Raw genomic sequence first — 12,399 nt, 5'->3', positions numbered from 1 at the left:
GCCGGCGCTACTTGATCTCCAGCCCCGCCTTGGCCACCAGATCGGCATAGACGGCGTAGCCATCACTGATGTAGCGCTCGGTTTCCGCTGGCGACAGCACATGGGGGATGCCGCCGAAGCTGGCGTTTCCGGCGATCCACTTGGGATCGCGGGCCACTTGCTGGAGGGCGGATGCCCACTTGGCGACGGCCTCGGGATTCATCCCGGGCGGCCCGAACAGCCCGCTCCAGCCGATGACGGCCTCCAGCTGCGGAAAGCCCGATTCGCGCGCCGTGGGTATGCCGGGAAACTGCGCAAGGCGCTGCGGCGTGGTCGTCATCAGCGCCCGCAGCTTGCCGCCCGCGAGCAGCCCGGTCATCGAGCTCAGGTTGTTGCAGGCGAAGTCGACGTCCTTGGCCAGCACGGCAAGGGCGACCTCGTTGCCCCCTTTGTAGGGAATATTCACGGCCGCATCCGGCTTCAGGCCCAGATTGCTGAGCAGCAGCTGGGGCGCGAGATTCTGCACCGTGGCGAGGCCCGAATGGCTGTAGGTGAGCTTGCCGGGCTGCGCCTTGAGCGCCTCCGTCAGGTCGTGGAGGCTCTTGTAGCCGCTGTCCGGGTGGACCACGCAGATCACCGGGTTCAGCTCCAGGATTCCAATGAAGCTGAAGTCCTTCCAGCCATACGGCGTTGTCTTGGGCTGCAGCGCGGGCAGCAGCACCTGCGAGCCGATCCGGCCGACCAGCAGGGTATAGCCGTCCGGCGCCGCGTTCTTCACCGCAGCGGAGCCGATCGCGCCGTTGGCGCCCGCCTTGTTGATGACCACGAGCGATTGCCCGAGGATGCCTTGCGCGGCTGCCGACAGATTGCGGGCCGCCATGTCCGCGTCGCCCCCCACGCTGAAGGGAACCACCAGCTGGATGGGCTTGCTGGGGTAGCCTTGCGCACTGGCAAGGCCTGAAACCGCGGCCAGCACGCAGACCGCGGCGCGCGCGGCTGCTGCCGGGCGCATGCCGGAAAGCTTGATCATGGGGCGTCTCCTGTAGTTCTACAAAAAAATGGAACTTGCCTGGGCCCGGTTCAGCTGCATCAATGGCCGCTTGCCGATGGGCCCAAGGTGCCGAAAACGGGGGCGGGCTCGCCCGCCAGCGCGACATTGATGCAGGCCGGCAGCCCGCTGCTTGCCGCGCGGCCGAGCGCCGCGGCGAGGGTGCCGGCGCTGTGGGCGCTCTCGCCGTGGCCGCCCAGTGCCGACACCACATCGTGGTAGCGCGCCGCCGCCGACAATTCGCAGCCGATCAGCCGCCCGGGCCCGTAGCTGCGCAGCTGGATCAGATGCTCCGCATTCCAGCGCAGGTCGTTCCCGATCACCGCGATGAACGCTGCCTGCTCGCGCGCGGCCGTGTCGAACTCCATCATGTGAAAGCCGGCGGTGCCGTCGCCCATGAGGGCCACCACCGTCGCCTGCGGCCGCGCGATCTTCGCGGCGATCGCATAGCAGATGCCGGCGCCAATCGCGCCGGACATTCCGTTGATGATGCGCACCGGCGCCTGGCAGAATGCCTGCGCCCATTGGCCGAACTCGCCGCCGTCGCAGACCAGGATCGGCTCGTGCGCGCGCGCCAGAAATGCCTGCACCGTCTCGCACAGCGCCCGTGGGCCGAGAGCCTCGCCGGCGGGCTGGGCGGCGCCTTGCGTCGCGCGGGCCTGGAGCGCCTCGTCCACCCGCGCCCGCCAGGATGCGCGTTCGCCGGGCTGTGGCGTGGCCGGCAGCGCACCCAGCAGCGCACCCGGCTCGGCCTGGATGGCAAGTGCCAGGCGCTCGCCCAGCAGGCGCCGGGCGCGCTCCAGCATGGCGGCATCCGGGTCCACCACCGCGACCTGCGCGCTTGGCCCGATGGCCGCCGCCTGGCCGAACCCGAGTGTGAAATCGAGGCATTTGCCGGCCAGCAGGATCAAATCCGCCTGGGGCATCAAGGCCGCCAGGGTGCCAAGCGACGGGTCCTTGAGGCCCCGCGGGCTTTCCATCGCAACGATGCGCAGCCCCAGCGATGCTTCAAGTTTCCTGTAGCTCTCGCGCAGGGGGGCGCGCGCAGCGCTGGGGCCGGCCAGCACCAGGGGGCGGGCGGATTGCGCGAGCAGCGCGGCCAGCTGCCGTAGCTGGCCCTGGTCCACGGTTGTGGATGGGGTTGGCGGCGCGGCTGTGTCCGGCAGCGCGCCTTGCCCGGTTTCGGCGGTCAGCAGGTCGGCGGGGAGCGCCAGGTGGACCGGTCCGCGGCGCGGAGCAAGGGCCAGGTCCATCGCCCGGGTGATGCAGGCGTGCAGCTCCTGCACCGCCAGGGGCCGCAGCGACAGCTTCGTCAGCGGGCGGGTGATGCTGGTCTGGTCCAGCTCCTGGAAAGCGCCCGAGCCGTCTTCAGCCACCGGGGAGTCGCCCGAGATGAGCAGCACCGGGCTCTCGGCCTGCGCCGCCGAATACAGCGGCGCGATGCCGTTGGCGATGCCCGGCGCCGCGGTGAGCATCGCAACGCCAAGCTCGCCCGTCACCTGCGCCCAGGCGTCGGCCATGAAGACGGCGGCCGCCTCATGCCGCACATGGACGATGCGCATGCCCGCGTCCAGGCATGCGTCGTACAGCGGCATGATCTGGTTGCCCGACAGGCTGAAGATTGTTCTGACGCCGCGCTGCTGCAGCGCGCGGATGATCAACTGAGAACCAAGCACATATGCCTCCGCTCGTATGCCTGCGCAGTGGGCGCGCCGGGCATATTCAGCTTATCGCCACTTCCCCAATGTTTGCTTGATGATTTCTGAAGTTGAGCGGCGGCGGCAAGGCCCTATGCCTGCGCATCCGTGTTGCGCAACACCCGCTCGAGAATGCGCTGTTCCAGCGCGGCAAAGGCCGCATCGCCCAGCGACCGGGGGCGGGGCAGGTCGATGGCCAGGTCCAGTGCGATCCGGCCCGCCTCGATCAGCACGACGCGGTCGGCCAGCGCCACGGCTTCGTGCACGTCGTGCGTGACCAGCAGCGCGGTGAAGCGGTGGCGCCGCCACAGCTGCTCTATGAGCCGGTGCATCTCGATGCGGGTGAGCGCGTCGAGCGCGCCCAGCGGTTCGTCGAGCAGCAGCAGGCGCGGCTGGTGCACCAGCGCGCGCGCCAGGGCCACGCGCTGGCGCTGCCCGCCGGACAGGCGCGCGGGCCACTCCCCGGCGCGCTCGGCCAGCCCCACCTGGGCCAGCATTTGCCTGCCCAGCTCGTCGCGCTCGCGCCCGCCCTGGCTTGTGGGCAAGCCCAGCGTCACATTGCCGAGCACGCTCTTCCAGGGCAGCAGGCGTGCCTCCTGGAACATGATGCGCGTGTCGGCATGCAGCCCATGGATTTCATGGCCGTCGACGGCCAGGCTGCCTGAAGAGGCCTGCTCCAGCCCGGCGACCAGCCGCAGCAGCGTGCTTTTGCCGCAGCCGCTGCGCCCGACGATGGCGACGAATTCGCCGGGCGCGATCTGCAGCCGCAGCTGGCGCAGGACTTCGCGCGGGCCGTATTGCTTGCTCAGCTGGCGGGCCTGCAGCGCGACGCCGGCAGGGATGCGTTCGGGAGCATTCATGTTGCTTCTCGCTTTGTGCTTCTTACTGGTAGCCCGGGTGCCAGCGCAGCCACCAGCGCTCCAGCCCGCGCGCCGACAGGTCGGCCAGCTTGCCCAGCAACGCATACAGCAAGATGCCGACCAGCACCACGTCGGTCTGCAGGAACTCGCGCGCGTTCATCGTCAGGTAGCCGATGCCCGATTGCGCCGAGATGGTTTCGGCCACGATCAGGATCACCCACATCAGCCCGAGCGAAAAGCGCAGGCCGACCAGGATGGAGGGCAGCGCCCCGGGCAGGATCACCTGCCAATACAGCTGCCAGCGCGTGAGGCCGTAGGTGCGGCCCATCTCCACCAGCTGCGGGTCGACGCCGCGGATGCCGTGGAAGGTGTTGAGGTAGATCGGGAAGAACACCGACACGGCGATCAGGAACAGCTTGGCCGACTCGTCGATGCCGAACCACAGGATCACCAGCGGAATCAGCGCCAGCGCCGGGATGTTGCGCACCATCTGGATGCTCGAGTCCAGCAGCGTCTCGAACAGCCGCAGCGAGCCGGTCAGCAGGCCCAGCAGCAGCCCCAGGCCGCCGCCGATCGCCAGCCCGAGCAGCGCGCGCCAGGCGCTGATGCGCACATGGGTCCACAGTTCGCCCGAGACGGCAAGCTGCCAAGCGGCGCGCACCACCTCGACCGGCGCGGGCAGCACGCGGGTGGACAGCCAGCCCAGCGACGATGCGGCCTGCCACAGCACGAGCAGCGCCATGGGCAGCAGCCAGGGCGCGAGCCACGGCAGCAGGCCGGCGGCCCATGCGCGCAGCGCGGCGGATGCGGGGCGCGCTGCCGCCTGCGCGGCAGGCAGGGACTGGGCTTGCTGGCTCATGGCGCAAGCTCCACCAGGCGCGAGGGCGCGTCCACATTCGCCACCACCTCGCCCAGCGGACCGCTCAGCCCGGTGAGCGCGGGGGGGCCCAGGTGCCGCTGGGTGCGCCGCGGCAGCAGCGGGAACACCAGCTCCGCAAAGCGGTGCGCCTCCTCCAGGTGCGGGTAGCCCGAGAAGATGAAGGCGCCGATGCCCAGGTCGGCATACTCCTGGATGCGGTCGGCCACCTGCCGCGGGCTGCCCACCAGCGCCGTGCCGGCGCCGCTGCGCACCAGGCCCACGCCGGCCCACAGGTTGGGGCTGATCTCCAGCGCCTCGCGGCTGCGACTGGCGCCCTTGGCATGCAGCGCCGCCATGCGGCGCTGGCCTTCGGAGTCCATGTGCGCGAAGGCCTGCTGCGCGCGCTGCACCGTGGCGTCGTCCACGCGGCTGATGAGGGCATCGGCGGCGCGCCAGGCTTCTTCCTCGGTCTCGCGCACGATCACATGCAGGCGGATGCCGAATTCGAGCTTGCGGCCCAGGGCCTCGGCGCGCTGGCGTACGTCGGCAATCTTCTGCGCGACCGCGGCGGGGGGCTCGCCCCAGCTCAGGTAGCGCTCGGTCTGCCCGGCGGCCAGCGCATGCGCCGCCTCGGACGAGCCGCCGAACCACACCGGCGGATGGGGGCGCTGCACCGGGGGAAAGAGCAGTTTTGCGCCCTTGACCTGCAGGTGCCTGCCGCTGTAGTCGAAGGGCTGGCCCGTGTGGCTGCGCGCCAGTATCTCGCGCCAGATGCGGATGAATTCCTGGGACTGCTCGTAGCGCGCCGTATGGTCGAGGAACACGCCATCGCCTTCGAGCTCTGAGCGGTCGCCGCCGGTGACCAGGTTGACCAGCAGCCGCCCGCCCGAAAGCCGGTCGAACGTGGCCGCCATGCGCGCCGCCAGCGCCGGCTGGTGCAGGCCGGGCCGCACCGCGACGAGGAATTTCAGCTGCCGGGTCGCGCCGATCAGGCTCGACGCGACCACCCACGGGTCTTCGCACGAGCGGCCGGTGGGGATCAGCACGCCTTCATAGCCGAGCGCGTCGGCGGCGCCGGCGATCTGCTGGAGATAGGCCAGATCCACGGTGCGCGCGCCGTCGGCGCTGCCAAGGTAGCGGCTGTCGCCGTGCGTGGGGAGGAACCAGAACGCCTGGATGGTCATGATGGGCTACCTTTTCTCAATGCAGTGTGGCGTTCTTCACCACGACCTTTTTCGGGATCAGCTTGAATTCATGGAAGGTGTCGGCCACGCGCTGCTGGTCGGCCAGCACGGCGTCGCTGATCGGCTGGATGCCATAGGCCAGGCGCGATGCGGCCAGCTCGGCGGTGGCGAGGTCCAGGCCGACCTCCTTGGCCAGGAAGGCGCCGACCTCCTTGGGGTTCTGTGCGCCCCAGGCATCGATCCTGGCGGTTTCCTCGAGCACCGCCTGGATGATTTCGGGATTCTTCTGCGCATAGCTGCGCGCGGCCAGGAAATACTGGTAGTTGTTGGCGACGCCGGTGGCATCGGCCAGCGTACGCGCGGCGAGCTGGGTTTGCGTGGCGGCCAGGTACGGGTCCCAGATCGACCAGGCATCGACCGCGCCGGACTCGAACGCGGCGCGTGCATCCGCCGGCGCCAGATAGACCGGCTGGATGTCGGAGAACTTCAGGCCGGCCTTCTCCAGCACCTTCACCAGCAGGTAGTTGGCATTCGAGCCCTTGGCGACCGCGACCTTCTTGCCCTTGAGCCCGGCGGGCGACTGGATGGGCGAGTCCTTGCGCACCAGCACGGCCTCGGCCTTGAGCGCGGCTGGCTCGTTGGCGATGTAGACCAGATCGGCCCCGGCCGCCAGCGCGAAGATGGGCGGCGCCTCGCCGACGGTGCCGTAGTCGATGGAGCCGACGTTGATGGCTTCGAGCAGCGGCGGGCCGAAGGCGAACTCGACCCACTTGACGTTCACGCCCAGCGGCGCCAGGCGCTTTTCCAGCGTGCCGCGCGCCTTCAGGATGATGAGTGTGCCGTACTTCTGGTAGCCGATGCGCAGCTCCTTGGCATGCTGGGCCCGGGCCGGGCTGGCAAACAGCGTGATGGCGGCCACGAGCAGCAGCGCTGCGGCCACCGCGGCCAGGTCGCACAGCCATTGCCGGCGGCGGGCCGCGGCCGCCTCGGGCGGTGGCGCGGAGGTGGCGGTGAAGGGGGGCGGCGAGGGTTGCGCGGCGGGGTGGGTCATGGAAGAAGTCCTTGGAGGTGGTGGTAGATGCATGGCGGCGGCGCCAGCCGGGATCACGATGCCGACACCCTGGGCTGCTGCACGCCGCGCACGTCGAATGCGCCGCCGGTCTGCGCCCGGCTGGTGGTGACATGGCGCTTGCCCAGCAAGGGGAAGACCAGCTCGGCGAAGCGGATGGACTCCTCCAGGTGCGGGTAGCCCGAGAGCACGAAGGTGTCGGCGCCCAGCTCGGCATATTCCTGCAGGCGTGCCGCCACCGTGGCCGCATCGCCCACCAGCGCGGTGCCGGCGCCGCCGCGCACCAGGCCCACGCCGGCCCAGAGGTTGGGTGCCACCTCCAGCCGGTCGCGCCGGCCGCCGTGCAGCGCCGCCATGCGCGCCTGGCCGACGGAATCCATGCCCGCCTGGCTCTGCTGCGCCTTGGCGATGTCTTCATCGCTGAGCTTGCTGATCAGGCGCTCGGCATCGGCCCAGGCCTCGTCGCTGGTTTCGCGCACGATCACGTGCAGGCGCACGCCCAGCCGCAGCTTGCGGCCTTGCGCGGCGGCCCGGCGGCGGATGTCGGCAAATTTCTCCGCCACCGCCGCGGGCGGCTCGCCCCAGCTCAGGTAGCCGTCGATGTGCCTGGCCGCCAGATCGTGCGCCGCGTCGGACGAGCCGCCGAAGTACAGCGGCGGGTAGGGCTGCTGCACCGGCGGGAAGAAGTTGCGCCCTCCGCGCACCTGGAAGTACTTGCCATTGAAATCCACCGTCTCGCCGGCCAGCAGGCGGCGCCAGATGGCGAGGAATTCGTCGGCATAGGCATAGCGCTCGTCGTGGGCCAGATGCACGCCGTCGGCGGCCAGCTCGGTCGCATCGCCGCCGGGCACCACGTTGAGCAGCAGGCGGCCCTTGAGCGCCTGGTCGAGCGTGGCCGCCTGGCGCGCGCTCGATACCGGCGCACCGAGCGAAGTGCGCAGCGCCACCAGCAGCTTGATGCGCTGCGTGACCGGCACCAGGCTGGAGGCCACGACCCAGGGGTCGAGGCAGGAGCTGCCGGTGGGGATCAGCAGGCCGTCGTAGCCCAGGTTCTCGCTGGTGGTGGCGATGCTGCGCAGGTAGTCGATGCTCGGCGCGCGGCCGAAATCGGAGCTGCCCAGGTAGCGGGTATCGCCCGAGGTGGGCAGGAACCAGAAGATGTCTGGCGTGCAAGAGGTCGTCGTCATCGCGGAAAAAATCCTTCTCGGTTTCAGGCGGCCTCGGCCAGGAGGCTCAGGGCATCTGCCTGCTCCAGCCGCTGCCGCACGCCTTGCAGCACCGGGGTGGCCAGCCCCACGGCCAGCTCGATGTGCTGGCGCAGTGCGTCGCTGGCGATCTCGCCGTCCTGGATGTCCTGCGGCGTGGCGTACACGCCGAGCGGCAGCGGCAGGGCGCAGAAAAAGCCGAACAGCGGGCGCAGCTGGTGGTCCAGAACCAGCGAGTGGCGCTGGCTGCCGCCGGTGGCCGCCAGCAGCACTGGCGTGCCTTGCAGCGCATGCTGGCCAACCAGGTCGAACAGGTGCTTGAGCAGGCCGGGCAGGCTGGCGCGGAACACCGGCGAGCCGACCACCAGGAAATCCGCCTGCTCGATGGCCTGCACCGCCTGCAGCGCCTTGGGCGAGAGCGCGTCCTGCGACAGCGCGGCGCCCACGTCGGGCAGCAGGTCCACCAGGTCGATGGTCTGCACCTTCAGCGGCAGCTGCTCGGCGAGGCGCTCGTGCAGGGCGTCGAGCAGCACGCGGGTGCGGGACGGGCGGCTCAGGCTGCCGTTGACGATGACGGTGTTGAGAATGCGGCTCATGGCGTGGCTTTCAGCGGTGATGTGAATCCGGCCCATTACAAGCACTGCGCGGCAAATGGGGAACGAAAGAAAGCGCATGTGCTTATGCGTTTTGCGTTTTTGCCTGTCAAAAACATGAGCTTCCAGCGCTTTATTCATGGCTTTTCAATGCGATAAGTCTTTGAATCCGTTGAGGATAGAGCGCTGACAGCTATGGTTTTTGAGCCGCCTTGGGCGTGTTAGTCCAGGTCAATCTGCCGGCCTGCGCGCAAAAATCTTCATATCCATATCTGAAATCCTTTGTGGCGCCGTGTAGGTGGCGCTGGTGCAATCCAGGTATCGCAAGGCCGGTGTGCGGCCTGCGGATTCACTCAGGAAAACCCAAGGAAAAGGAATGGACCCGATGTTCTTCAAGCGCTTCAAGACGCTCATGGCCGCAGGCGCCGTCGTGCTGGCGGTGCTGCCCGCGGCCGCGGCCGACAAACTCAAGATCGCGGTCGTGCCCGGCGCCTACGCGGATTCGATCAGCGCCGCCGCCAAGGACGCCAAGGCGCAGGGCATCGAGGTCGAGACGGTCGAGTTCACCGACTGGACGACGCCCAACGTGGCGGTGAACAGCGGCGATGTGGACATCAACTACTTCCAGCACCAGCCCTTCCTGAGCAACGCCATCCAGAAGAACGGCTATGCGCTGGCCAGCGCGGGCACCGGCATCCTGGCGAACGTGGGGCTGTACTCGCTCAAGCACAAGAGCGTGGCCGAGGTGCCCAAGGGCGGCAAGGTCGGCATCGCCAGCGACCCGGTGAACCAGGGGCGCGGCCTGCTGCTGCTGCAAAAGGCCGGCCTCATCAAGCTCAAGGGTGGCGTGGGCTACCTGGGCAGCATCAACGACATCGCCGAGAACCCGAAGGCGCTGCAGTTCGTCGAGGTCGAGGGCCCGCAACTGGTGCGCATCACCGGCGACGTGGACATCGCCCAGGGCTACCCGCACTTCATCGTCGCGGCCAAGGCCTTCGACCCCTCCGGCGGGCTGGCGTACTCGGGCATCGAGGATGCGCAGTTCGCCATCCAGTTCGTGGTCAAGAAAGACCGGGTGAACGATCCGCTGGTGCAGAAGTTCATCCGCATCTACCAGCATTCGCAGGCCGTGCGCGAGGTGACGCGCAAGGCCTACAACAACGACGAGCGCCTGTACACGCTGGCGTGGCTGAAGAAGTGAGGGGCACCGCCATGGCTCGAGCTATCCGCATACCTCGCCGCGCCGCCGTGCTGGCCACGGCCGCCGTACTCGCCGCATTTGCATTGGCGGGCGCCGCATCGCCGGCGCTGGCCGCCGACAGGATCAAGATCGCCTCCACGCCCGGCGCCACCTCCGACGCGATCAAGGCCGCCATCGGCGACGCCAGGGCCCAGGGGCTGGACGTGGAGCTGGTGGAGTTCACCGACTGGACGGTGCCCAACGAGGCGCTGAACAACGGCGACGTGGACCTCAACTTCTTCCAGCACCAGCCGTTCCTGAACAATGCCATCAAGGAGCGCGGCTACAAGCTGCAGTTCATCGGCTATGGCCTGCTGCAGAACATCGGCATCTACTCCGACCGCCATGCCTCGCTCGACAAGGTGCCCGACAAGGCCAAGGTGGCGATCGCCAGCGATCCGGTGAACCAGGGCCGTGGCCTGCTGCTGCTGCAAAAGGCCGGCTTCATCAAACTGCGCACCGGCAACGCGCCGGGCGCCAGCCTCGCCGACGTGGCGGACAACCCCCGGCAGCTGCGCTTCTACGAGGTGGAGGGGCCGCAGCTCATCCGCTCGCTGCCCGACGTGGACCTGGCCGTGCTCTGGCCCAGCTACTTCGCCAGCGCCAGCCGCAAGGAGCAGGCCAGCAAGGGGCTGCTGTATTCGGGCATTGCCGACCGCTTCTATGCCATGGGCTTCGTTGCGCAGGCGGCGCGCGCCAACGATCCGAAGCTGCGCAAATTCGTCGAGGTGTTCCAGAACTCCAGCGCCGTGCGCCAGGCGATCAGCCAGCAGTTCAACCACGACCCCAAGCTGTACACACTGCCTTGGCTGGGAGCGCAATGATGGCGGCCACCACACTTCTGCCGCGCCGCCTGTTCGGTGGCGGCGTCGAGCTGCTGCGGCCCGGCGCGGCGCGGCGCGGCGGCGCCTTGGCGCCGGCCCCGGCACGGCCGGCGGGCGCCGGCGATGCGCCGCGCGCCGGCACGGTGCAGCTGCGCGAGCTGGGCAAGGTCTACCGCTCGCAGGCCGGCGAAGTGCCGGCGCTGCAAGGCATCACACTCGATATCGAGGCCGGCAGCGTCTTCGGCATCATCGGGCGCAGCGGCGCGGGCAAGTCCAGCCTGCTGCGCACCATCAACCGGCTCGAGCGCCCGAGCAGCGGCCAGGTGCTGGTCGACGGCGCCGACATCGGCACGCTGGACGAGGCCGGCCTGGTGCAGCTGCGCCGCCGCGTGGGCATGATCTTTCAGCACTTCAACCTGCTGTCGGCCAAGACGGTCTTCGACAATGTGGCGCTGCCGCTCAGGGTGGCGGGCACGCCCGCGGCAGAGATCGAGCGGCGCGTGAGCGAGCTGCTGGCGCTGGTGGGCCTGCAGGACAAGCGCCGCGCCTACCCCAGCCGCCTGTCGGGCGGGCAGAAGCAGCGCGTGGGCATTGCCCGCGCGCTGGCCACCGGGCCCGAGATCCTGCTGTGCGACGAGGCCACCTCGGCCCTCGATCCGGAGACCACGCAGTCCATCCTGCAGCTGCTGCGCGACATCAACCGCCGCCTGGGGCTGACCATCGTCCTGATCACGCACGAGATGAGCGTGATCCGCGAGATCGCCGACCGCGTGCTGGTGCTGGAGCAAGGCCGGATCGCCGAGCTGGGCGAGGTCTGGCAGGTCTTCGGCAACCCGCAGCATGCGGCCACGCGCGCGCTGCTGGCGCCGCTGCAGCATGGCCTGCCGCAAGAGCTGCGCGAGCGCCTGCTGCCCACCGCGCCCACGGACGGCCGCTTCGAGCAGGTGCTGCAGCTGGGCTACCGCGGCGAAGGCGGGCTGGAGCCGGACTTTCCACGCATCGCCCAGGCGCTGGGCGGCGCGGTGCGCCTGCTGCATGGCGGCATCGACCGCATCCAGGGCCACGCGCAGGGCCAGCTGGTGATCGCGCTGCAAGGCGCGGCCGCCCGGGGCGACTGGAGCCACCTGGCCCAGGGCGCCGAGGCCATCGCACATGACATCAAGGGTTTGGGCTATGTCGTTTGATCTGAGCATTTCCATCGACCGCTACGGGAAGGCGCTGGCCGACACGCTGGCCATGGTCTCGGCCTCCGCCGGCATCGCGCTGGTGGTGGGCATTCCGCTGGCGGTGCTGCTGATCGTCACCGCGCCGGGGGGCTTCCTGGAGTCGCCGCGCATCAACCGCGTGGTGGGCAGCGTGGTCAACGGCTTTCGGGCCACGCCCTTCATCGTGCTGCTGGTGGCGCTGATCCCGTTCACGCGCCTGGTCACGGGCACCACCATCGGGGTGTGGGCGGCCATCGTGCCGCTGGCCATCAGCGCCACGCCGTTTTTCGCGCGCATTGCCGAGGTGAGCCTGCGCGAGGTCGATCCGGGCCTGGTCGAGGCCGCGCAGGCCATCGGCTGCAAGAAATGGGACATCGTGCGCCACGTCTACCTGCCCGAGGCGCTGCCCGGCATCGTCGGCGGCTTCACGATCACGCTGGTGGCGCTGATCAGCTCGTCGGCCATGGCCGGCGCGGTGGGCGCGGGCGGGCTGGGCGACCTGGCCATCCGCTACGGCTACCAGCGCTTCGACACGCAGGTGATGCTGATCGTGATCGCGGTGCTGATCGCCCTGGTCACCATCGTGCAGACCGGCGGCGACTGGCTGGTGCGCCGGCTGCGCAATCGCTGAAGGTT

Annotated in this window: 12 protein-coding genes; 4 read left to right on the top strand and 8 right to left on the bottom strand. The window is 69.3% G+C overall.

Features of this window, described 5'->3' with window-relative positions; genetic code table 11:
* Positions 1-7: 7 nt before the first annotated feature.
* The 8 genes from ACODRX_RS02015 to msuE all read right to left on the bottom strand — a co-directional run bounded on the left by ACODRX_RS02015 (position 8) and on the right by msuE (position 8,497).
* A complete protein-coding gene (locus ACODRX_RS02015; RefSeq protein WP_488869363.1) occupies positions 8-1,009 on the bottom strand; it encodes a Bug family tripartite tricarboxylate transporter substrate binding protein in 1,002 nt (333 codons plus the stop codon).
* Between the two features lie 59 nt (positions 1,010-1,068).
* Positions 1,069-2,703, bottom strand: a complete 1,635-nt coding sequence (locus ACODRX_RS02010; RefSeq protein ID WP_488869362.1) for a thiamine pyrophosphate-binding protein — start codon at positions 2,701-2,703, stop codon at positions 1,069-1,071.
* Positions 2,704-2,816: 113 nt separating this feature from the next.
* Positions 2,817-3,584, bottom strand: coding sequence for an ATP-binding cassette domain-containing protein (locus ACODRX_RS02005; RefSeq protein ID WP_488869361.1), 768 nt, complete (start codon positions 3,582-3,584; stop codon positions 2,817-2,819).
* 22 nt (positions 3,585-3,606) lie between these two features.
* On the bottom strand, positions 3,607-4,443 hold the full coding sequence (ssuC, locus tag ACODRX_RS02000) for an aliphatic sulfonate ABC transporter permease SsuC (RefSeq protein ID WP_488869360.1): 837 nt from the start codon (positions 4,441-4,443) through the stop codon (positions 3,607-3,609).
* Positions 4,440-5,621 (bottom strand): FMNH2-dependent alkanesulfonate monooxygenase, encoded by a 1,182-nt coding sequence (gene ssuD, locus ACODRX_RS01995; RefSeq protein WP_488869504.1) that lies wholly within the window; start codon positions 5,619-5,621, stop codon positions 4,440-4,442. Before ssuD (ACODRX_RS01995) ends, ssuC begins: the two co-directional genes overlap by 4 nt.
* Before the next feature lie 22 nt (positions 5,622-5,643).
* Positions 5,644-6,678 carry a sulfonate ABC transporter substrate-binding protein gene (locus ACODRX_RS01990; RefSeq protein ID WP_488869359.1) on the bottom strand — a complete coding sequence of 345 codons (1,035 nt, stop codon included), beginning with the start codon at positions 6,676-6,678 and terminating at the stop codon, positions 5,644-5,646.
* Positions 6,679-6,731: 53 nt separating this feature from the next.
* Positions 6,732-7,883 carry an FMNH2-dependent alkanesulfonate monooxygenase gene (ssuD, locus tag ACODRX_RS01985; protein ID WP_488869358.1) on the bottom strand — a complete coding sequence of 384 codons (1,152 nt, stop codon included), beginning with the start codon at positions 7,881-7,883 and terminating at the stop codon, positions 6,732-6,734.
* A 23-nt stretch (positions 7,884-7,906) separates the two neighbouring features.
* Positions 7,907-8,497 carry an FMN reductase gene (msuE, locus tag ACODRX_RS01980; protein WP_488869357.1) on the bottom strand — a complete coding sequence of 197 codons (591 nt, stop codon included), beginning with the start codon at positions 8,495-8,497 and terminating at the stop codon, positions 7,907-7,909.
* A 373-nt stretch (positions 8,498-8,870) separates the two neighbouring features.
* Between msuE and ACODRX_RS01975 the strand changes: the two genes are divergently transcribed.
* Genes ACODRX_RS01975 through ACODRX_RS01960 form a run of 4 tightly spaced genes read left to right on the top strand, consistent with a single transcriptional unit; the run spans position 8,871 to position 12,394 of the window.
* The gene (locus ACODRX_RS01975; protein WP_488869356.1) at positions 8,871-9,695 is read left to right on the top strand and encodes a MetQ/NlpA family ABC transporter substrate-binding protein; all 825 of its coding nucleotides are present in this window, start codon (positions 8,871-8,873) and stop codon (positions 9,693-9,695) included.
* Between the two features lie 11 nt (positions 9,696-9,706).
* Positions 9,707-10,558 (top strand): MetQ/NlpA family ABC transporter substrate-binding protein, encoded by an 852-nt coding sequence (locus tag ACODRX_RS01970; RefSeq protein ID WP_488869355.1) that lies wholly within the window; start codon positions 9,707-9,709, stop codon positions 10,556-10,558.
* Positions 10,558-11,742, top strand: a complete 1,185-nt coding sequence (locus tag ACODRX_RS01965; protein WP_488869354.1) for a methionine ABC transporter ATP-binding protein — start codon at positions 10,558-10,560, stop codon at positions 11,740-11,742. The genes ACODRX_RS01970 and ACODRX_RS01965 overlap by 1 nt, the downstream gene beginning before the upstream one ends.
* The gene (locus ACODRX_RS01960; protein WP_488869353.1) at positions 11,732-12,394 is read left to right on the top strand and encodes a methionine ABC transporter permease; all 663 of its coding nucleotides are present in this window, start codon (positions 11,732-11,734) and stop codon (positions 12,392-12,394) included. Before ACODRX_RS01965 ends, ACODRX_RS01960 begins: the two co-directional genes overlap by 11 nt.
* Positions 12,395-12,399 lie beyond the last annotated feature (5 nt).

It is taken from the genome of Comamonas sp. FG99, assembly GCF_057808605.1.
The sequence above is the reverse complement of the archived record's forward strand: the minus strand, read 5'-3'. Positions and strand labels throughout refer to the sequence as shown.